The sequence below is a fragment of the Nonomuraea sp. NPDC047897 genome (genome assembly GCF_043204415.1).
Taxonomy (GTDB): Bacteria; Actinomycetota; Actinomycetes; order Streptosporangiales; family Streptosporangiaceae; genus Nonomuraea.
The window spans coordinates 111,234-131,580 of the sequence record NZ_JBIDCC010000008.1 but is presented as its reverse complement, the minus strand read 5'-3'; the positions used below and the strand labels follow the sequence as shown (position 1 = coordinate 131,580).

The 20,347-nt window shown below is 73.6% G+C and carries 16 protein-coding genes; 10 read left to right on the top strand and 6 right to left on the bottom strand.

Annotated elements, in window-relative coordinates; all coding sequences use genetic code 11:
* Nucleotides 1–113 precede the first annotated feature (113 nt).
* On the top strand, nt 114–2,084 hold the full coding sequence (locus tag ACGF0J_RS19430) for a glycosyl hydrolase family 18 protein (RefSeq protein WP_393147556.1): 1,971 nt from the start codon (nt 114–116) through the stop codon (nt 2,082–2,084).
* Nucleotides 2,085–2,306: 222 nt separating this feature from the next.
* Nucleotides 2,307–2,873, top strand: a complete 567-nt coding sequence (locus ACGF0J_RS19425; protein ID WP_393147554.1) for a dihydrofolate reductase family protein — start codon at nt 2,307–2,309, stop codon at nt 2,871–2,873.
* A gap of 14 nt (nt 2,874–2,887) precedes the next feature.
* Here ACGF0J_RS19425 and ACGF0J_RS19420 read toward each other — a convergent pair whose 3' ends face one another.
* The 4 genes from ACGF0J_RS19420 to ACGF0J_RS19405 form a co-directional block, all read right to left on the bottom strand.
* The gene (locus ACGF0J_RS19420) at nt 2,888–6,343 is read right to left on the bottom strand and encodes a BTAD domain-containing putative transcriptional regulator (RefSeq protein WP_393147552.1); all 3,456 of its coding nucleotides are present in this window, start codon (nt 6,341–6,343) and stop codon (nt 2,888–2,890) included.
* A gap of 56 nt (nt 6,344–6,399) precedes the next feature.
* A complete protein-coding gene (locus ACGF0J_RS19415; protein ID WP_393147551.1) occupies nt 6,400–6,795 on the bottom strand; it encodes a VOC family protein in 396 nt (131 codons plus the stop codon).
* An 82-nt stretch (nt 6,796–6,877) separates the two neighbouring features.
* Nucleotides 6,878–7,696, bottom strand: coding sequence for a helix-turn-helix domain-containing protein (locus ACGF0J_RS19410; RefSeq protein WP_393147549.1), 819 nt, complete (start codon nt 7,694–7,696; stop codon nt 6,878–6,880).
* Nucleotides 7,697–7,737: 41 nt separating this feature from the next.
* Nucleotides 7,738–8,352 carry an NAD(P)H-dependent oxidoreductase gene (locus tag ACGF0J_RS19405; RefSeq protein WP_393147547.1) on the bottom strand — a complete coding sequence of 205 codons (615 nt, stop codon included), beginning with the start codon at nt 8,350–8,352 and terminating at the stop codon, nt 7,738–7,740.
* Nucleotides 8,353–8,606: 254 nt separating this feature from the next.
* Between ACGF0J_RS19405 and ACGF0J_RS19400 the strand changes: the two genes are divergently transcribed.
* The 6 genes from ACGF0J_RS19400 to ACGF0J_RS19375 all read left to right on the top strand — a co-directional run bounded on the left by ACGF0J_RS19400 (nt 8,607) and on the right by ACGF0J_RS19375 (nt 16,525).
* Nucleotides 8,607–10,040: an MFS transporter gene (locus ACGF0J_RS19400; RefSeq protein WP_393147545.1), complete on the top strand. Its 1,434-nt coding sequence runs from the start codon at nt 8,607–8,609 to the stop codon at nt 10,038–10,040.
* Nucleotides 10,041–10,071: 31 nt separating this feature from the next.
* Nucleotides 10,072–11,661: an FGGY family carbohydrate kinase gene (locus ACGF0J_RS19395; RefSeq protein ID WP_393147543.1), complete on the top strand. Its 1,590-nt coding sequence runs from the start codon at nt 10,072–10,074 to the stop codon at nt 11,659–11,661.
* Nucleotides 11,658–13,331 carry a glycerol-3-phosphate dehydrogenase/oxidase gene (locus tag ACGF0J_RS19390; protein WP_393147541.1) on the top strand — a complete coding sequence of 558 codons (1,674 nt, stop codon included), beginning with the start codon at nt 11,658–11,660 and terminating at the stop codon, nt 13,329–13,331. The genes ACGF0J_RS19395 and ACGF0J_RS19390 overlap by 4 nt, the downstream gene beginning before the upstream one ends.
* Nucleotides 13,328–14,881, top strand: coding sequence for an FAD-binding oxidoreductase (locus tag ACGF0J_RS19385; RefSeq protein WP_393147539.1), 1,554 nt, complete (start codon nt 13,328–13,330; stop codon nt 14,879–14,881). Before ACGF0J_RS19390 ends, ACGF0J_RS19385 begins: the two co-directional genes overlap by 4 nt.
* A gap of 9 nt (nt 14,882–14,890) precedes the next feature.
* The gene (locus tag ACGF0J_RS19380; RefSeq protein WP_393147537.1) at nt 14,891–15,502 is read left to right on the top strand and encodes a glycerol-3-phosphate responsive antiterminator; all 612 of its coding nucleotides are present in this window, start codon (nt 14,891–14,893) and stop codon (nt 15,500–15,502) included.
* 78 nt (nt 15,503–15,580) lie between these two features.
* A complete protein-coding gene (locus tag ACGF0J_RS19375) occupies nt 15,581–16,525 on the top strand; it encodes a DMT family transporter (RefSeq protein ID WP_393147535.1) in 945 nt (314 codons plus the stop codon).
* A 14-nt stretch (nt 16,526–16,539) separates the two neighbouring features.
* On the opposite strand, the gene ACGF0J_RS19370 is transcribed toward ACGF0J_RS19375, so the two are convergent.
* Nucleotides 16,540–16,758 carry a hypothetical protein gene (locus ACGF0J_RS19370; RefSeq protein ID WP_393147533.1) on the bottom strand — a complete coding sequence of 73 codons (219 nt, stop codon included), beginning with the start codon at nt 16,756–16,758 and terminating at the stop codon, nt 16,540–16,542.
* Nucleotides 16,759–17,711: 953 nt separating this feature from the next.
* On the opposite strand from ACGF0J_RS19370, the gene ACGF0J_RS19365 reads away from it, so the two are divergent.
* Both ACGF0J_RS19365 and ACGF0J_RS19360 read left to right on the top strand, forming a co-directional pair.
* Nucleotides 17,712–18,395 carry an RNA-guided endonuclease InsQ/TnpB family protein gene (locus tag ACGF0J_RS19365; protein ID WP_393147531.1) on the top strand — a complete coding sequence of 228 codons (684 nt, stop codon included), beginning with the start codon at nt 17,712–17,714 and terminating at the stop codon, nt 18,393–18,395.
* Between the two features lie 55 nt (nt 18,396–18,450).
* Entirely contained in the window at nt 18,451–19,095 is a 645-nt protein-coding gene (locus ACGF0J_RS19360) for a serine hydrolase domain-containing protein (RefSeq protein ID WP_393147529.1), read from the top strand.
* A gap of 16 nt (nt 19,096–19,111) precedes the next feature.
* Here ACGF0J_RS19360 and ACGF0J_RS19355 read toward each other — a convergent pair whose 3' ends face one another.
* Nucleotides 19,112–20,296, bottom strand: a complete 1,185-nt coding sequence (locus ACGF0J_RS19355; RefSeq protein WP_393147527.1) for an RNA-guided endonuclease InsQ/TnpB family protein — start codon at nt 20,294–20,296, stop codon at nt 19,112–19,114.
* Between the last annotated feature and the right edge of the window lie 51 nt (nt 20,297–20,347).

Here is a 20,347-nt window from a genome sequence, read left to right as displayed (position 1 = left end):
ACGCGGTCCCGGGGGCGAGCTACGTTCCAACAACAGACAGGAAACTTTCCTAAGAGTTTTCGTGTCGGACCGACTCCCATCCCACCCCCCACACCCACGGATGCCGGAGAACCATGACGAACAAGACCATCGGCAAGATCCTGGCCGGCCTGGCGGCGTTGCTGCTGCCGCTCACCGCCGCCGTCGCCGCCCCGCCCGGAGCCTACGGCGCCACCACGTCCCTCGCCTCCGCCGGCGCCCTGGCGGAGTGGGCCCCCTGGACCGCCTACACCACGGGCACCCGCGTCACCCACAACGGCGCCGAGTACGAGTGCCTGCAGAGCCACACCTCCCAGCCCGGCTGGGAACCGTCGAACGTGCCGGCCCTGTGGAAGGCCACCGGCGGCGGAGGGGGAGACACGCAGGCGCCCTCCAAGCCGGGCAACCTGCGCTCGGCAGGCGTCACCTCCACCAGCGTCTCCCTCGCCTGGAACGCCTCCACCGACAACGTCGCCGTCACCGGCTACGACCTCTACCGGGGCACCACCCTCATCACCACCGTCACCGGCACCACCCACACCGACACCGGCCTCAGCCCCAACACCGCCTACACCTACACCGTCCGCGCCAAGGACGCCGCCGGCAACCTCTCCACCCCCAGCGACCCCATCACCGCCACCACCACCGGCGGCGGAGGCGGAGACACGCAGGCGCCCTCCAAACCGGGCAACCTGCGCTCGGCAGGCGTCACCTCCACCAGCGTCTCCCTCGCCTGGAACGCCTCCACCGACAACGTCGCCGTCACCGGCTACGACCTCTACCGGGGCACCACCCTCATCACCACCGTCACCGGCACCACCCACACCGACACCGGCCTCAACCCCAACACCGCCTACACCTACACCGTCCGCGCCAAGGACGCCGCCGGCAACCTCTCCACCCCCAGCGACCCCGTCACCGCCACCACCACCGGCGGCGGAGGCGGAGGCGGTGACAAGGTGCTCGGCTACTTCGTGCAGTGGGGTATCTACCAGCGTGGCTACCACGTCAAGAACATCGACACCAGCGGCTCGGCCGCGAAGCTGACGCACATCAACTATGCGTTCGGCAACGTGCAGAACGGCCAGTGCACGATCGGCGACTCCTACGCCGACTACGACCGGTTCTACGGCGCCGCGGAGAGCGTCGACGGCGTCGCCGACACCTGGGACACCGGAGCCCTGCGCGGCAACTTCAACCAGCTCCGCAAGCTGAAGAAGAAGCACCCCCACATCAAGGTGCTGTTCTCCTTCGGCGGCTGGACCTGGTCCGGCGGTTTCGGCCAGGCCGCGGCCAACCCGGCGGCCTTCGCCGAGTCCTGCTACCGGCTCGTGGAGGACCCCCGCTGGGCCGACGTCTTCGACGGCATCGACATCGACTGGGAGTACCCGAACGCCTGCGGCCTGACCTGCGACACCAGCGGCCCGGCGGCGTTCCGGAACCTGATGTCGGCGCTGCGTACCCGGTTCGGCTCGGGCAACCTGGTCACGGCGGCCATCACCGCCGACGGCACCTCCGGCGGCAAGATCGACGCGGCCGACTACGGCGGCGCCGCCCCGTACGTCGACTGGTACAACGTCATGACGTACGACTTCTTCGGCGCCTGGGCGGCCCAGGGGCCGACCGCCCCGCACTCGCCGCTCACCTCCTACAGCGGCATCCCGATCCAGGGCTTCCACTCCGACAACGCCATCCAGAAGCTCAAGGCCAAGGGCGTGCCGGCGAGCAAGCTCCTGCTCGGCATCGGCTTCTACGGCCGCGGCTGGACGGGTGTCACCCAGGCCGCGCCGGGCGGCACGGCCACCGGTCCCGCGCCCGGCACGTACGAGCAGGGCATCGAGGACTACAAGGTGCTCAAGACCCGCTGCCCGGTCACGGGCACCGTCGCGGGCACCGCCTACGCCCACTGCGGCAACCAGTGGTGGAGCTACGACACGCCGAGCACCATCGGCGGCAAGATGGGCTACTCGAAGGACCAGGGCCTCGGCGGCGCGTTCTTCTGGGAGCTCAGCGGTGACACGACCAACGGCGAGCTGATCACCGCGATGCGCAACGGCCTGGGCTGACACCCCGGCGCCGGCCCGCGGGGCCGGTCCCTCCTCCCCGGGACCGGCCCCGCCCGCACACCCGCACCCGCGCGCGCACCAGGACGCATCCGCACGCGCACGCGTACCCGCACGGGCGCGGCGCTGCAGGAGCGAGCGGACGGTAAGGAGACGGTAAGGGGCGACCGGCAGGCTTGTGGTCATCGGAAAGCGCGGTCACACGCACACCAGAGGAGCAGGACGATGCGCAAGCTCATCGAGTCGACGTTCGTGTCGCTGGACGGCATCATCGACGACACCCGGCCGTCCACGGCGTCGCGGGCGGAGCCCCAGCACTGGGGCCACCCGTACTGGGACGAGGACCACTCCGCCTACTCCGAGAAGCTGCTGGGCTCGGCCGACGCCATGCTGATGGGCCGGGTGACGTACGAGGGGTTCGCGCAGGCCTGGTCGGGGCAGACCGGCCCCACGGCCGACCACATGAACGGCCTGCCCAAGTACGTGGCGTCGCGGACCCTGACCGAGGCCACCTGGAACGCCACCGTCCTGCGGGGCGACGTGGCCGAGGAGGTCGCGAAGCTGAAGGAGCAGCCCGGCGCGCACATCCTCAAGTGGGGCACCGGCGAGCTCGACCGCACCCTGGTGGAGCACGGGCTGGTCGACGAGTTCCACTTCTGGTACTTCCCGGTCGTCGTCGGGGCCGGCAAGCACCTGTTCGAGGGCGCCGGGTTCGACACCACCCACCTGAAGCTCGCCGACGTCAACCGTTTCGAGTCCGGGATCGTCGTCCACGTCTACGTGCCCAAGTAGACCACGCGGGCGCGTCAGGCGCGGCCCTCGTCCACCAGGGACCTGGCCTGCTCGGGCGTCAGCTCGCAGCCGCTCGCGAACAGCGCGGCGAAGCCGGGGGCGGCGTCCTCGGCCGCGGCCCCGACTGCGTGCTCGACCGTGACCTCGACCGCGGCCTCGGCAGCGACCCCGGCAGCGACGCCGACCGCGACGCCGACCGCGACGCCGACCGCGGCCTCGACTGCGGCCGTGATGCGGTCCAGCTCGGCGCGGTCCGAAGCGGACAGCGTCTGTCCGGCCCTGCGCCGGGCGCTGTCGGCCGCGCCGAGCAGACCCGCTGCCAGGGCGGGCCGCCCGGCCGCCGCCAGCGCGCCGGCCATGCCCGCCAGCGCCCAGGCCATGCCGGGCAGCGAGCCGATCTCCCTGGACACGTCGAAGCCCTCGCGGTGCCAGGCCAGCGCGGCGGCCGGGTCTCCCCGCTGCCCGGCCAGCAGTCCCAGCTCGTCCAGGACCATCGGCAGGTACGGCGGGTGGCCGCCGCCGTCCTGCTGCCCGCGGGCCGACGCCAGCAGCCACCGCAGGTGCTCCTCGGCCGTTTCCGACCGGCCGGACCGGCGGGCCGCGAACGCCAGGCTGATGGCCGCGAACACCTCCCCGGCGCGCTGCCCCTGCTCGGCGGACAGCCGCCGGGCCCGTTCGGCGTGCTCGATCGCGCCGGGGTAGTCGCCGTCCTGCACCGAGATCCACGCCAGCCAGGCCAGCCGGCCGGCCACGTCGGGCCACAGTCCGAGGTCCTCGGCGATCCGCAGACCCGCCTTGCTGAGCCTGGCCGCCTCCGCCCGGTCGCCGGCCAGGTCGGCGAGGGCGATCAGCCAGTCGGTCGCCTGGAGCACGCCCCAGTCGTCGCCCAGCTCGCCGAACAGCTCGGCGCTGCGGCGCGCGTCACGCTCCAGCGCCGTCACGTCGTGGCGGACGTGCGCGAGCATGGCGCGGGTGCTCAGCACGGCCGCCTCGCCCCACCGGTCGCCCGCGGCCCGGAAGGTGCCGAGTGCAGGCTCCAGCAGCGCGGCGGTGGCCTTCTCGTCGCCGAAGTCGGCGATCGCCGTGGCCAGGAACCAGGCGGCGCGGGCCCGCCCGACCGGGTCCGACGCCTCATCGAAGCCCCGCAGCGCCGCCGCCGCCCGCTCCGGCCCCGCCTGCCCCTGCCTGATCTCCAGGCCGGCACGCCAGGCCTCGGCGGCGGCCCGGACCGCGGCGGGCGCCTCTCCCGGGATCGCGAGGGCGCCGGACAGGGCACGCAGCGCCTCGGCGAGCCGGCCGCGCAGCAGCCAGTACCACGCCAGCGCCCCGGCCAGCCGGAGCGCCTGCCCGGCCGCGCCCTCGCGCCGGAACGTGTCGAGGGCCGTGCGCAGGTTCGCGGCCTCGGCGTCCAGCCGGCGCAGCCACTCCTGCTGGCCGGGGCCGCGCAGCCGCCGCTCGGCCCGTTCGGCGAAGGCCAGGTAGTGGTCGGCGTGCCGGCGCCGCAGCGCCGCCTCCTCGCCGCCGCGGCGCAACCGGTCCAGGCAGTACGCGGAGACCGACTCCAGCAGCCGGAACCGGGGCCCGTCACCGCGCACCACCAGCGAACGGTCCACCAGCCCGGCCAGCAGCTCCAGCACCTCGCCGGCGCCGACGCCGTCGCCCCGCCCGGTGTCGGCCGTCCCGTCGTGGCCACGCTCCCGCAGCCCGTCCCCCAGCCCGTCCCCCAGCCCGTCCCCCAGCCCGTCCCTCAGCCCGTCCCGCAGCCCGTCCCTCAGCCCGTCCCGCAGCCCGTCCCCCAGCCCCCGCGCGGAGACGTCGCCGCACAGCGCCTCGGCCGCGTCGAGGGTGCAGCCGCCGGAGTGGACGGCCAGCCGGTACAGCACGGCCCGCTCCCGCGCCTCCAGCAGCCGCCAGCTCCAGTCGATGACCGCGGCCAGCGTGCGCTGCCGGGCGGGCGCGTCCCGGGGACCGGAGCCCAGCAGCCCGAACCGGTCACGGGGCACCCGCAGCCGTGCCGCCAGCTCCGGCACCCCCAGCGCGGGCACCCGGGTGGCGGCCAGCTCCAGCGCCAGCGGGAGGCCGTCCAGCCGCCGGCACACCTCGGCCACCTCGGCGGCGCTCTCCGGCGCCGGCGGCAACCCGGCCCGGGCCAGGAACAGCCGCACGGCGGGTGACCCGGCCAGGCGGGCGGGGTCGTCGGTGTCGGGGACGTCCAGCGGCGGCAGCTCCCAGCGGACCTCGCCGCGCAGCCGCAGCGGCTCGCGGCCGGTGGCCAGCACGCGCAGGCCGGGCGCCGCCGGCAGCAAGGTCGCGACCAGCCCGGCCGCCGGCTCCACCACGTGCTCGCAGTTGTCCAGCACCAGCAGCGTCCGCCGTTCGCGCAGCACGGCGGCCAGCCGCTCGGCCGCCGGTCGGGACCCGTCCGGCGGATCGGGGATGGCCAGGACGGACAGCACCAGCTCGGCGGGGTCGCCGGAGCCGTCCCAGGTGGTCAGGTCGACCAGCCACACGCCGTCGGCGTGGGCCTCCACCAGGGTGCGGGCCGCAGCCAGAGCCACGCTGGTCTTGCCCACGCCGCCCGGCCCGGTGACCGTGACCAGCCGGCCGGTCGCCAGCAGCTCCCGGATCCGCTGGACGGCGTGGTCGCGTCCGATCAGCTCGGTCACCGGCGCCGGCAGGTTGCCGGCGGGCCGGGTCCGTCGCGCGGCCGGCGCCGGCGCGTCCTCGGACGGGTCGCCGGCCAGGATGGCCCGGTGCAGCGCGACCAGTTCCGGGCCCGGGTCGAGGCCCAGCTCCTCGCCGAGACGTCGCCGCAGTTCGCGGAAGCCGTCGAGGGCCTCGCCCGCCCGGCCCGCCCGGTAGAGGGCCCGCAGGTGTGCCGCGCGCAGCCGCTCGCGGTAGGGGTGCCTGGCCACCTGCTCGCCCAGCTCGCCGACCAGCTCCCGGTGCTCGCCCAGCTCCAGCCGGGCCTCGGCGTACGCCTCGACGGCGGCCAGCCGCTGCTCCTCCCACCTGGCCACGGTCGTCCGGGCGAACTCCTCGTCGGCGAAGTCGGCCAGGGCCGGGCCCCGCCACAGGGCCAGCGCGTCGGCCAGCAGCCCGGCCCGGGCCCGCGGGTCGCCGGCCGCCTGCGCCTGCCGGGTCAGGGTCGCGAACCGCTCCGCGTCCACGGTGCCGGGCGTGGCCCGCAGGGCGTACCCCGGCGCCTGGGACACCACCAGCTCGCGGCCGCCCGGCTCGGCCCCGGCCAGGGCCCGGCGCAGCTGCGAGACGCGCACGTGGAGCGCCGCCAGGGGATCGACCGGGGGCGTCGTGCCCCACAGGTCGTCGACCAGCCGGTCCACCGACACCGCCTGCCCCTCGTGCACCAGCAGGTCGGCGAGCAGGGCCCGGACCATGCGGCCGCGGATCGTGACCGGCTCGCCCTGGTCGGTCCATACGCTCAGCGGCCCCAGCACCTCGAATCTCACCGCCCAAGGCTACGGAGGACCGCCCCACCCCCCGCAACCCGGAGGCCCCGACCTGCTCAGCGCGGCTCGCCGGTGATGATCCACAGGTGGCCGAACGGGTCACGGATGCGGCCCGAGCGCTTGCCGTAGGGCCGGTTCTCGATCGGTACGACCACCTCGGCGCCGTGGGCGACCATGCGTTCGCCGACCGCGTCCGGATCGTCCACCTCGACTTCGAGCAGGACCGCGGATCCGCCGAGATCACGGGGTGACAGCCACCCCCACGACGAGACGGCGGGCGAGACCCGGAAGGACGACCCGCCGAGGCGGTGATCGACGACGCTGGGCCGGCCGTCGTCGCCCGGGGGAGCGCTGAACGTCCGCTCAGCGCCCAGGGTGACCTGGTAGAACGCCGACGCACGGTCCGGGTCGGGCACGACGAGGCGGGGATACAGCCGAAAAGGGAACGTCATGGACCCATCGTCGGGCCGGGCGGGGACAGGGGTCTTGAAGATTTGGGAACGCCTCAGCGGCCGTCGTCGTCCGGACGCGCCCCTATGCCCTGTCGCGGCCTGATGGTCCTCGCACGGTCAGGCCCTCGGCGCGGAGCCACTCGGTCGGCGTGCACCCGGCCATGGCCCGCCATTCGCGGGTCAGGTGCGCCTGGTCGGCGAATCCCGACGCCGCGGCCACCGCCGCCAGGCTGACCGTCCCGGCACGGGCCGCGGCCACGAGCCCACCACGCGCGCTCTCGAACCGGAGGAGCCGTTGATACTCCTTCGGCGTCACCCCCAGCCCGCTGCGGACCGTGCCGCTCAGGTGACGACGGGAACACCCGAGCAGCCGAGCCGCCTCCTGCACCCGGGCGGTCCCGGACAGTGCCGCCAGCGTGGCCCGCAGTTCCCGACCGGCGGTGTGCTCCTCGTGCCGGGCCCGTGCGGCGATCAGCGCGCCCTCGACAAGGGCTCGGCGTTGCGGCCAGGACCGGCAGGCCGCCAGCCGCTCCGGCAGGTGCGCCAGCTCCGGGGCCACGTCGGCGAGATCGGCGACGTGCCCGGTCAGTGCGGACGCCGGGACCCCCAGCAGCGCGCCGGCGCCCAACGGGCTGAGTGTCACCCACACGCCGCGCGTGCCGCCCCACTGCCTCAGCTCGGCCGCGTCCAGGTGAAGCCCGGCGACGACGGCCCGGAACCGTTCCGGCGAGCCGGGCCGCCCGAGCCAGGCGATCTCCACCGAGTCCGCCTCGGGAATCGTGATCGACATCGTGGACGAGGGCAGCCCGCGGTGGACGCCGGCCGAGCCCGGGCCGAGCTCGTAGGCGCTCAGTGTCGCCACGTACGGCGTCAGGGCCGCGGGCCTCTGACGAGCAGGCACGATGGTCACCTCTCCACGGTACGGCGGACCGCCGCGAGTCCTTACGACGCCTCGGCGTCGCGTGGGTCGAGCAGGGCGGCCGCGAGCTCGCGGGCCTCGCGCAACCAGGCGGTCCGCTGCGGTTCGCCCGAGTCCGTCACCGTGCGGAAGACCGTCCGGCGCACGTCCACGACGCCGACGTAGGGCAGCACGCAAGCGTTCCAGACGCGCTGCAACGGGTCGCCGAACTCGTCCCGCTCGCGTTCGGCCGGGGTGTCGGAGGTGTTGAGCACCAGCGCGCGCCCGGCCTTGAGCAGCCCGGCGGGCTCACCGTCGGCCGTGCCGAGCTTGTAGGCGACACCGGGTACCAGCACGCGCTGCACCCATCCGGCCAGCATGGCCGGCGGCATGCCCCACCAGTTGGGATGCACGAACACCAGGGCGTCCAGCTCGGCGATCTCGGCCCGGTGCGCCTGGACCAGGTCGTCGACGGACGGCCCGCCGTCGGCCACGGTCTCGGTCTCGGCGGCCGCCAGCAGCGGGTCGAAGCCCTCGGCGTAGAGGTCGTGCGCGCGGACGTCGGCACCCAGGCCGCGCAGTTCGGCCACGACCGCGTCGAACAGGGCCCCGTTGAAGCTGTCGGGCCTCGGGTGGGCGAGATAGACGCCGATACGCATGCGCAGATCCATTCGTCGTGGCTTTCCTCGGGGAGAAGTCTCACACACGGCTCCACGGCCGCCGGCAGGTGAGATCGGGCGAACGGCGCAGGGTGCCACAGCCAGGTGTGACCCTTGACATACCGGATGCGGCGCGCCTAACCTCACCCCAATCGACAGGCACAGACGAAGACACCCTGTCAGCGGTCTTCGTCTGTGCCTTTGTCGTTCCCGGACCGCTGGCCAGGGTTTCGACCACCCGAAAGGCGGCGGGCATGCACGACCCGGCGAGCACGAGAACCACGGTCATCAGCAGCGCGGGAGACGCGGCCGACCTCATCGACACCCTCAAAACCCTCAGCGGCCGGGCCAACGCCATCTGGTTCCTGGCCCTGGCGGGCCTGTTCCTGGACGCCTACTCCAACGCCGCGCTCGGCGCCGGTCTGGCCCCCATGGTCAAGCAGCTCGGCCTGTCCCCCACGCAGGTGGGGCTGCTCACCGCGATGGCTCCGGCGATCGCGATCATCTCCAACCCCTTCGGCGGCTGGCTCGCCGCCCGCATCGGCCGGATCAAGCCGCTGCTGATGACAAAGGTGATCTTCGCCGCCGGCGCGCTGCTCACCGCCGCGGGCTCGGACTTCCAGACGGTCTTCGCCGGGCGCACCCTGGTCGGCATCGCCTACGGCATCGACTTCGCGGTGGCCATGGCGCTGCTGGCCGAGTACACCCCGGCCTCACTCAAGGGCAGGCTCAACTTCTGGCAGGGCGTCTGGTACACCGCGACGACCACCAACCTGCTTCTCACGCTGCTGTTCTACAAGTTCGACGTGGGCGCCGACATCTGGCGCTGGTCCGTCAGCTCCTCGGCCGTCTTCGCCCTGGCCCTGTTCGTGCTGCAGCTCGTCTTCCTGGTGGAGAGCCCCACCTGGCTGGCGTCCAAGGGACGACTCCGGGAGTCCGTGGCCAACCTGCGCCGCATGTACGGCTTCGCCGTCGAGGAAGGGCCGATGGCGTCCGGCCAGGCCGAGGAGGCCCGGCACCAGGTCGGGCTCCGTGACGCGGGCGTCCTGTTCCGCCGCCCCTACCTGCCCCGGACCGTACTCTCGACGGCGATCTCCCTCACCCAGGCCATGCAGTACTTCGCCGTGGGCTGGTACCTGCCGGTGATCAGCCTCGAACTGTTCGGCAGGGAGTTCGAGAAGGCGACCCTGGGCGCCATGGCGTTCAACGCGGTCGGCATCGTCGGCGGCTGCCTGTCGGCGTACTTCGGCCGCCGGCTCGGGCTGCGGGTCAGCTCGATGGCGGGATACGCGGTGGTGTTCGTCGCGCTGCTGGTCATGGGGGCCACGTTCAAGCAGCTCCCGGTCGCCCTGGCGGCGCTGCTGCCCGTGCTGTTCATCTTCTTCCACTCGGCGGGGCCCGGCCCGAACGGCAAGTCGATCGCGGCGCTGTCCTACCGCAGCGACATCCGCACCCTGGGCACCGGCGTGACCGGCATGCTCGGCAGCTTCGGCTCGGTCGCCGGCCTGTACCTGTTCCCGCAGCTGCAGTCGGGCATCGGCGTCGGCAACAGCCTGATGGTGCTGTCCGTGGTGCCGCTGGCCGGCCTGCTCACCTGCCTGGCGATCAAGTGGGATCCGACCCGGGCCGCGGTCAACCTGGAGGAGGAGCCGATCCACCTCCAGCCGCGCCAGCCGGTGTCGGCCTGATCCCGCCCGCATGACGAAAGGACCTTCACGGATGACCAGGGACCGCCGCCGCGGCGTGCTCGGCATCGATGAGGGCACCACGGGCACCCGCGCGGCCGTCGTCCTGGACGACGGCGGCGCGACCCCGCCCGCGTACCTGCCCATCTCGGTCAGCTCACCCGACCACCTGCGCGTCGAGCAGGACGGCGCGGAGATCTGGCAGCGCACCGTCCAGGTCTGCCGCGAGGCCCTGGACTGGGCCGCCGCCCACCAGGTGGAGATCACCGGGGTCTCGATCTCCACCCAGCGCGCGACGGTCCTGCTGTGGGACACGGTGACCGGCCGGCCGCTCAGCCGGGCCGTGGTCTGGCAGGACCGCAGGTACGCCGCGCGGCTGCGGGAATGGGAACCCGAGTGGGACGCCCGCCTCGCCGAGCACACCGGCCGGCCGGTCGGCTCACGCGCGCCGCTGCTGTGGGCGGCGGAGGAGATCGCCCGCAACGAGGCCGCGCGCCGGGCGCACGCGGCGGGCAGGCTGGCGTTCGGCTCGATCGACACCTGGCTGGTGTGGAAGCTGACCGGCGGCGCGCGCCACGTCATGTCCGCCACGAACGCCGTCGCCACCGGCGCCTACGACCTGCGCGCCGGCGACTGGCACAAGCCCTGGGTCGCGTTCCTCGGCTGCCCGCCGGACGTGCTGCCCCGCATCCTCGACGAGGACGGCGACTTCGGCACGACCGACCCGGCGGTCCTCGGCGTGCGGCTGCCCATCCTGTCCGTCATGGGCGACCAGCACGCGGCGATGCTCGCCCTCGGCGCGCACGGGCCCGGCCAGGCCATGTGCGTCCACGGGACGGGAACGTTCCTCGACGCCGTCGCCGGAGAGCGGCCGCCGGCGCACCGCCGCCGCGTGCCCGGGGTGCTCACCCTGGTCGGCTGGCGTTCCCGCGGTGTTCCCGTGTTCAGCGTGGAAGGGTTCGCGGCTACGACCGGCTCCGCGCTGCGCTGGCTGTGCGACGAGATCGGCCTGTTCGCGTCGCCCCGCGAGCTGGCGAGCCTGGCCCGCGAACATCCAGGACCCTCCCGGGTGACCTTCCTGCCGGCGCTGACCGGGATGCGCACCCCCGTGTGGGCGCCCGAGGCGACCGGGCTGCTGGCCGGCCTCAGCCTGTCCACCACCCGGGCGGAGCTGGCCCGCGGCATCCTCGACGGCATCGCGCACTCCGTGTGCGACCTGCTGGACGGCGTGGAGGAGGTCATGGGGCAGCCGGTCACCGAGCTGTTCTGCGGCGGCGGGCTGGCTTCCAGCGACGTGCTGATGTCCAGCCAGGCCGGCCTGCTCGGCCGGTCGGTGCGGCGCGCCCACGACCACGAGAGCGCCAGCCTGCGGGGGACCGCCTACCTCGGCGGAGTCCGCGCGGGGCTGTGGCCGAGCGTCGCGGCGGCCGTCGCCGCGCTCCCGGCCGCCCCCGCCTTCCAACCGTCCCTGCCCGATGCCGAACGCCAGGAGAGCCGCGCCGCCTGGCGCGACCTGCTGGCGCGCCACGTCCCGGACCCGCCGCCCGCCCCCCGCCGGCCGTCCACGCCGCCGCCCGGCTCCGGCGGCCCACGACCCGACTCACCGGAGGAATCAACATCGTGATCCGGCTTCCCGAACGCAAGGCCAGATCGGAGACGAAGAACGCCATCCGCCGCGGCCCGCTGCGGCTCGACCGCCGCGAGCAGCTCGACCGGCTCGCCTCCCGGCCTGTCGACGTCCTCGTCGTCGGCGGCGGCGTCACCGGCTGCTACACCGCGCTGGACGCCGCCACCCGCGGCCTGTCCGTCGCGCTGGTCGAGCGGGACGACTTCGCCTCCGGCACCTCCTCCAGGTCGTCGAAGATGGTGCACGGCGGCCTGCGCTACATCGAGCAGGGCAACCTGCCGCTGGTCCGGCGCTCGCTGCTCGAACGCCAGCGGTTCCGCCGCAACGCGCCGCACCTGGTGCAGCGGCTGCCGTTCGTCTTTCCCGTGCTCACCCAGGACGGCGTCTTCGACGCCCGCGTCGCCAAGGCCTTCGAGGGCCTGCTGTGGACGTACGACCTGGCCGGAGGGTGGCGGATCGGCCGGCTGCACAGGCGGCTCACCGTGCCGGAAGTCCTCGTCCGCGCCCCGCGGCTGCGCGCCGACCGGCTCAAGGGCGGGCTGCTCTACTACGACAGCCGCACCGACGACGCCCGGCTGACCCTGACGATCGCGCGGACCGCCGCGCACTTCGGCGCGACCGTGCTGAACGGCGCCGCCTGCCGCGCCCTCATCCGGGAGGGCGGCCGGGTGCGCGGCGCCACCGTCGAGGTGGACGGCCGGGACGTGGACGTCCGCGCCGGTGTGGTGATCAACGCGACGGGGGTGTGGTCGGACACCCTCGACGGGTTGTCGGACCCGGGCCACCGGCCCCGCGTCCGTCCCGCGAAGGGAGTGCACGTCATCGTGCCGTGGACCCGGCTGCCCGTGGACGGCACCGTGACCGTGCCCATCCCCGGCCGGGCCCGCCGCGCCACCTGCACCAGGTGGGGCGACGTGGTCGTGGTCGGCACGACCGACACCGACTACGACGGCTCCCTGGACGAGGTGCTGTGCACCCGCGAGGAGATGCAGTACCTGCTCGACGGCGCCAACACCGCCTTCGACGCCGACCTCGTCGCGGCCGACGTGGTCGGCTCGATGGCCGGGCTGCGGCCGCTGGTCGGCGGCAAGGAGGGCGCGACGCTCGACATGAGCCGCGACCACCGCGTCTCGACGGACGCGCACGGGCTGGTCACCGTCACCGGCGGCAAGCTCACCACCAGCCGCCACATGGGCGAACTGGTGGTCGACGAGGCGCTGAGGGTGCTCGGCCGCCGGGCCCGCTGCCGGACGGCGCGGCTGCCGCTGCTCGGCGGGGCCGGATACGACGCGGAGGCCACCTCGGCCACCGGTGGCGTGGGGGCCCACCTGGGCGAGCGGTACGGAACCGAGGCGCGCTTCGTGGCCGACCTCTTCGCCGAGGACCCGTCCCTCATCGAGCCGATCATCGAGGGCGCGGGCCACCTGCGGGCCGAGGTGGTGTACGCGGCCCGGTGCGAGCTGGCGCGGACCGTCGACGACGTGCTGTCGCGGCGCACCCGGATGCGGCTGTTCGCCCGCGACCTGTCGGTGAAGGCGGCCCCCGAGGTCGGCCGGCTGCTCCAGCGGGAGCTGGGCCTGTCGGACGAGGAGGTCGCCCGGCAGGTCGACGACTACGTCTCCGGCGTCGAGCGGGAGAAGACCGTACTGATGGAAGGACTCTCATGATCAGCAGGCAGACCGTCACCCACCCGTTCAACCGGGGCGACTACGTGGTCGGCGCGCCGACGCCGCCCCGATGGGCCGCCGCCTGCCCGCCCGGCACGGGCCCCGCGAGCCTGCAGACCGCCGTGGTGGAGGTTCCGGCCGAGGTCCTCACGGAGCTGCGCTCGGCCGCCGCGGCCGTGCACACCGACCGCGACGAGGTGATCCGCCGTACCCGCGACTGGTGGGCGGGCACGTCCATCGGCGAGACGGACGGCGAGCCGGCCACCCCCGACGCCGTGATCGTCGAGGCGGCCGACGAGGAGCAGGTCGCCGCCGTGGTGCGGATCTGCGGGGCGCACGGCATCCCGCTGACGGTCTCGGCCGGCCGCAGCAACGTGCTGGGCGCCGCCCTGCCCGTGTTCGGCGGGGTGGTGCTGGACGTGTGCCGGCTCAACCGGATCGTCTCCTTCGACGCCGAGTCGATGATCGTCGAGGTGCAGGCGGGGATGTTCGGCGACCTGTTCGAGAAGGAGCTGCAGGAGCGGCACGGCGCCACCACGGGGCACTGGCCGTCCGCGTTCGCCATCTCCACCGTCGGCGGCTGGGCCGCCTGCCGGGGCGCGGGCCAGCTGTCCACCCGGTACGGGAAGATCGAGGACATGGTCGTCGGCCTCGACGTGGTCCTGCCGGACGGCACCACCGCGAGCTACGGCGCCTACCCCCGGGCCGCCGTCGGACCCGACCTGCGCCAGCTGTTCATCGGCTCGGAGGGTACCCTCGGCGTGATCACCCGGCTGCGGCTGCGGACGCACCGGCTGCCGGACTACGCGCGCGGCCTGGCCTACGGGTTCGACACGTTCGCCGCCGGCCTCGACGCCTGCCGGGAGATCCTGCAGCGCGGCGCGACCCCCGCCGTGCTGCGCCTGTACGACGCGCACGAGAGCGGCACCCACTTCGCCGAGCCGGGCACGAACCTGCTGCTCATCGCCGACGAAGGTGATCCCGCGCTGGTGGACGCCACCATGGCGGTCGTCGAGGAGGCCTGCGCAGGGCGGGCGTCGGCGAAGCTGGACGGTGCGGCGGTCCTCGCCCGCTGGCTGGACGAGCGCATGATCGTCGGCAAGTCCGGCGACGGGTTCGCCAAGGGGCCCGGCTTCGTCGCCGACACCTGCGAGATCGCCGCGCCGTGGTCGGCGCTGCAGGCCGTCTACGAGGAGGTGGTCGCGGCGATCGAGGCCGTCCCGGGCACGCTGCGCGCCTCGGCGCACCAGTCGCACGCCTACACCGACGGCGCCTGCCTGTACTTCTCGCTGCGCGGCGACGTGGACCGGCCCCGCCGCCGGGAGTGGTACCGGGCCGCCTGGGATGCGGCCAACGAGGTGCTCATCCGGCACGGCGCCGCGATCAGCCACCACCACGGCGTCGGCCTGCTGCGCTCGCCGTACGTCGAGGCGGCCCTGGGCAGCGGGTTCGGCACGCTGGTGGCCGTCAAGCGGGCCCTCGACCCGGCCGGCATCATGAACCCGGGCAAGCTGGGGCTGCCCAGCCCCTTCGACGAGGCGCGTGCGTAGGGTGTTGCGGTGAGCTCACGTCCGAAACGCCCGGTCGACCGGCGCCTGCTGGCCGCGCTGGCGGACTACCCCGTCATGGCGTCGCTGGTCAGCGTGGCCATGGCGGACACGTTCACCGCCACCTCGACCCCGCTGGGCATCCTGGCCTCGGTCCCGCTCGGCGACCTGGCGGCCACGGTGCGGCGCACGGTCGACGCGGGCAAGATCGTGTTCGTCAACATGGACTCGACCCCCGGCCTGGGACACGATCCCGGCGCGCTGTCCTACCTGCGGGACATCGGGGCGATCGGCATCTGCTCCACCCGGGCGGCGATCGTCGAGCGGGCCTCCGGGCTCGGCCTGCTGTCCATGCAGAAGGTGTTCGTGACCGACCGGTCCAACCTCAACCGGAGTCTGCAGGCCATCACGCGGTCCCGTCCCGACCTCGTGCAGCTCATGCCCGCGGTCGTGCTGCGCTACATGGAGCGGCAGGCCAGGGATCTCGGCGTGCCCTACCTGGCGGCCGGGTTCGTCCAGGGCGAGGCGGACGTGGTGGAGGCGCTCCAGCACGGCGCGGCGGGAGTCTGCACCTCGGACGAGAAGCTGTGGGAGCTGCGCCGCTCGGCCCTGCGCGCCCCCTGACCATCCCGGCCCGCCGCGCGGCCCCGCCGGGGGCTCGCGCGGCCACCGGTGTGCCCGTACGTCGGAAGGAACGACCCCATGACGCCGGCCAGGCCGGACCTGTCGGCCCGCACGGGCACGGAGACGCGCGCGGCGGGCGGACCGCGCAGCGGGGCGCGTACGGTTCGCGCGCGCTCGGCGGCGCTGGCTCCGCCCCTCTTCGTCGTGCTCTGGAGCAGCGCCTTCATCGCGGGCATCCCCGGGGTCGAGGCCGCGCCCGCGCTGCTGCTGATGTTCGCCCGCTTCGCGGTGGCCGGGACGCTGCTCGCCGGGTACGCGCTGATCATCCGCGCCCCCTGGCCGCGCGGCCGGACGCTGGCGCACGTCGCCGTCTCCGGTCTGCTCATGCAGGCCGTCCAGTTCGGCAGCTTCTACACCGTGCTGGGCATGGGCTTCCCCGCCGCCGTCATCTCGCTCGTCCAGGGGCTCAGTCCGATCGTGGTCGCGCTGGCCGCCCGGCTCCTCGGCGAGCCGGTCACCGGGCGGCAGTGGCTCGGGTTCGCGCTCGGCGCGTCCGGCGTCCTGCTCGCGGTGGCCGACCGGGTGAGCCTGTCGGCCTGGGGGGTCGTGCTGTGCCTGGTCGGGCTGGCCGGGCTCAGCGCCGGCACCCTCTACCAGAAGCGCTTCGTCCCCGACATGGACGTGCGCACCGGCACCGCCACCCAGCTCCTCGTCAGCGCCCCGGCGGTCGGCCTGGCCTGCCTGGCCGTCGAGACGCCGCGGGTGTCGGACTGGGCGGCGTTCGGCGGGTCCGTGGCCTGGATGGTGCTCGTCAACTCCATCGCGGCGTTCCTCCTGCTGAACGCCATGCTCGCCCGCTCGTCCGCCAGCCGGGTGAGCACCGTGTTCTTCCTGACCCCCGCGGTGACGGCGGTGCTGGCCTGGCTGCTCGCCGGGCAGTCGCTGCATCCGCTCGCCGTCGCCGGGCTCGCGCTCGGCGGGGCCGGCGTGCTCCTCGCCAACCACCGGCCGCGGCTCCGGTGACCCGGGCGGCCGGCTTAAGAACCGCGGTGGAACCGCTGCGCCCGCTCCACGCACTCCGGACAGACCGGCAGGTCGACCGACCTCGCCACCGCGTCCGGGGCGGCCGGCCGAAGCGTGCCCAGGGCGGTGATGCCCGGCGGGCGGCCGGTCTCCGGATCGACCAGGAACGTCGTGACCTCCCCCGGATCGAAGCTGAACTCGCGCTTGCACCCGTAACAGCGGCCCGTCTCCACGGACCGAGCGTACGCCCCGGACCCGCCGGGGCGTACGCCACGAGGTTCTGTCGCCACCAGACGTGCGGGGCCTTGGTCATCGCCGCCAGAACAGCAGGTGCGTGACCCCGCTGGGGCTCGGCACCGTATCGAGGTGGAAGCGGTCGAGCAGGTCGGTGTGGGTGGACGCGATGCACATCACCGTCGCGCCCGTCGACCTCGGACGAGGCGAACGGCTGTGTGACAGCCGGCGGGCCGGCCCGTCACCATCACCACGACCCTTCCCCCGAGTACGGCGAAGGAGTGACATGCTACGGGGCCGAGAGAGCCGCGGTTGGGGAGAAACGGGAGGCCCGCCATGGCGCCGATGACGAGAGTGGCGGTCAGCCCTCCTGCCGTCGCCCAGGCCGGCACGACCGAGGGCCACCCGCTGTGAAGCGCGTACCCCATCGTCACGGTGGTGCCCAAAAGGATGCCGCCCGCGCCGCCCATCGCGGACAGCTCGACCACGAGCTCACCGACCGGCTGACCTTCCCGCCCGCGTCCGCGCTCGCACCGCCGTCCCCGATGCGGCCGTCCCGGATGCGGCCGTCCCAGGTGCCGCCGTCCCGGATGCGGCCGTCAAAGGCGCGGCCGTCGCGCAGTCCGCTCGCCTCGCGGACGAGCAGGAAAGCGCCTGACCGTCCTTCGCTCTCCGCCGCCGATCACTCTGCGTGAGGGTGCGCAAGCCGCCTTGACCCTTTACAAAGGGCACGCATGACAATCGTCCTGCCGTAAAGACCGACAGCAATCCCCCATCAGAGTCTCCCGAGGGGACTGTCGCCTTTAGCCGTCGGGGGAATGGGGAGCGGGTGGGCCGTCAAGGCCCGAGCGTGCCGTGACCTGCCGGGTCTGCGCATCACGGGTCTCCTTCCGGGTTTTGTCGGTGCCTGCCGGTACCGTGGTCACGCCGTTACCGAACGTGGGAGGTGGGTGTGCGCAGGTCGTTCAAGTTCCTGCTGCGTCCCACCAGCAGGCAGGCCGCCGCGCTGGCCGCTTGCCTGGAGGATCACCGGCACGCCGCTCTGGAGCACCGGCGGACCGCCTACGCCAAGGTAGGTGTCGCGGTTCGGTACGGCGATCAGTCGGCGGAGTTGAACCACATCCGCGCCGACGATCGTGAGGGTCAGGGCCGGTGGTCGTTCTCGTCCCAGCAGGCCACGCTGCGCCGGCTGGACAAGGCGTTCCGGGCGTTCTTCGACCGGGTCGAAGCCGGGCGCACGCCGGGGTTCCCGCGTTTCAAGGGCCGGGGCTGGTTCGACACGGTGGAATGGCCGAAGGACGGCGACGGCTGCCGGTGGGACTCCCAACCCGAGCATCCGGCCGCGACGTTCGTGCGCCTTCAGGGCGTCGGCCACGTCCGGGTGCACCAGCACCGTCCGGTCAAGGGCCGAGTGAAGACGATCGCCGTCAAGCGTGAAGGCCGCCGCTGGTACGTGGTGCTGTCGTGCGACGAGGTGCCCGCGCAGCCCCTGCCCGCCACGGGTGCGGTCGCGGGGATCGACCTGGGTGTCGCCTCGCTGGTCACCACCAGCGACACCGCGCACGCCGACGTGAACGCGGCGACCAACATCCTGAGGGCAGGGCTTGCCCTTCGCCAGGCCACGCAAGCGGCTTAGCGAGAAGCCGCTCCCTTCAGGAAGCGGAGGAGTCACCGCGAAGAACGGCCGGCTCGTGCTGGCCCGCGGCTACCGCTACTCCCCCGACGGGCGGGCCGTCCCCGCGGTGTCCCCGACGTCGCTGTTCCGCCTGGCCAGCTTGAGCAAGCACATCACCGGGGCGGCCGTCATCCGCCTGGCCCAGGACGGCAAGCTCAACCTGTCGGCCCCGGTGGCCCCGCTCCTCGGCCTGTCGACCGCGGCCGATGCCCGGCTGGCGAAGGTGACGGTGTGGCGGCTGCTGCAGCACACCGGCGGCTGGGACCGGGACATCTCCAAGGACTACCTGGACCACGCCATCGCCGCCGCGCTGGACGTCCCGCTGCCGATCGACCAGGACTACATCATCAGGTACGCGGGCAGCCGTGCCCTCGACTTCGATCCCGGCTCCCGCTTCGCCTACAGCAACTACGGTTACCTGCTGCTGGGCCGGATCGTCGAGAAGGTGTCGGGGCTGAGCTACGAGTCGTACGTGAGGCAGAAGCTGCTCACCCCCGTGGGCATCACCCGGATGCGGCTCGGCCGCACGTCGCGCTCCCAGGCGGTGACCGGCGAGGTGATCTACGAGTCGGCGTACACCGCCAAGACGGTGACCGACGCCTCCGGCACCATGGTCCCCCACCCCCTACGGCGGTTTCAGCGTGACTCCTCCGCTCCCTGAAGGGAGCGGCTTCTCGCTAAGCCGCTTGCGTGGCCTGGCGAAGGGCAAGCCCTGCCCTCAGGATGTTGATCGCCGCGTTCACGTCGGCGTGCGCCCGGTGGCCGCACGCCGTACAGGCGAACGCGGCCTGGGTGAGACGGTTGTCCTTCGCCACGTGCCCGCAGCGGGCGCAGGTGCGGGAGGTGTTGCGGGGATCGACTGCGATCAGCTCTCGACCGGCGCTTTCAGCCTTGTGCGCGAGGATCGTCAGGAACACCCCCCAACCCGCGTCCAGGATGCTCCGGTTGAGCCCGGACTTGGCGGCGACGTTGCGGCCGGGGGCGTCGATCGTGCCCGACGCCGAACGGGTCATGTGGATGATCCGCAGGTCCTCGTGCACGATCACGTCGTACCCACGGACCAGGGCGAGCGCGGCCTTGTGCGCGTCGTCCACCCGCTGGCGCCGCACCTTGGCGTGCAGCGCCGCCACCCGGGCGGCCGCCTTACGGCGGCGCTTGGACCCGCGCTTCTTCCTGGCGAGATCGCGCTGGGCCGACGCCAGACGGCCGGCGCAGGCGGCCAGGTGCCGCCGGTTGTCGATATGGTGACCGTCGCTGGTCGTGACCAGCGAGGCGACACCCAGGTCGATCCCCGCGACCGCACCCGTGGCGGGCAGGGGCTGCGCGGGCACCTCGTCGCACGACAGCACCACGTACCAGCGGCGCCCTTCACGCTTGACGCTGATCGTCTTCACTCGGCCCTTGACCGGACGGTGCTGGTGCACCCGGACGTGGCCGACGCCCTGAAGGCGCACGAACGTCGCGGCCGGATGCTCGGGGTGGGAGTCCCACCGGCAGCCGTCGCCGTCCTTCGGCCACTGCACCGTGTCGAACCAGCCCCGCCCCTTGAACCGCGGGAACCCCGGCGTGCGCCCGGCTTCGACGCGGTCGAAGAACGCCCGGAACGCCCTGTCCAGCCGTCGCAGCGTGGCCTGCTGAGAAGAGAACGACCACCGGCCCTGACCCTCACGATCGTCGGCGCGGATGTGCTTCAACTCCGCCGACTGATCGCCGTACCGAACCGCGACACCCGCCTTGGCGTAGGCGGTGCGCCGGTGCTCCAGAGCGGCGTTGTACAGGGTTCGGTGATCCTCCAGGCAAGCGGCGAGCGCGGCGGCCTGCCTGCTGGTCGGGCGCATCAGGAACTTGAACGACCTGCGCACACCCACCTCCCACACTCAGTAACGACGCGACCACAGTATCGGCAGGCACCG

Excerpts from the sequence above, each read along its gene's own strand:
- ACGF0J_RS19415 (WP_393147551.1), bottom strand. The coding sequence starts at position 6,795 with ATGACGTTCCCTTTTCGGCTGTATCCCCGCCTCGTCGTGCCCGACCCG.
- ACGF0J_RS19400 (WP_393147545.1), top strand. The coding sequence starts at position 8,607 with ATGCACGACCCGGCGAGCACGAGAACCACGGTCATCAGCAGCGCGGGA.
- ACGF0J_RS19405 (WP_393147547.1), bottom strand. The coding sequence starts at position 8,352 with ATGCGTATCGGCGTCTATCTCGCCCACCCGAGGCCCGACAGCTTCAAC.
- ACGF0J_RS19425 (WP_393147554.1), top strand. The coding sequence starts at position 2,307 with ATGCGCAAGCTCATCGAGTCGACGTTCGTGTCGCTGGACGGCATCATC.
- ACGF0J_RS19430 (WP_393147556.1), top strand. The coding sequence starts at position 114 with ATGACGAACAAGACCATCGGCAAGATCCTGGCCGGCCTGGCGGCGTTG.
- ACGF0J_RS19385 (WP_393147539.1), top strand. The coding sequence starts at position 13,328 with ATGATCAGCAGGCAGACCGTCACCCACCCGTTCAACCGGGGCGACTAC.
- ACGF0J_RS19375 (WP_393147535.1), top strand. The coding sequence starts at position 15,581 with ATGACGCCGGCCAGGCCGGACCTGTCGGCCCGCACGGGCACGGAGACG.
- ACGF0J_RS19395 (WP_393147543.1), top strand. The coding sequence starts at position 10,072 with ATGACCAGGGACCGCCGCCGCGGCGTGCTCGGCATCGATGAGGGCACC.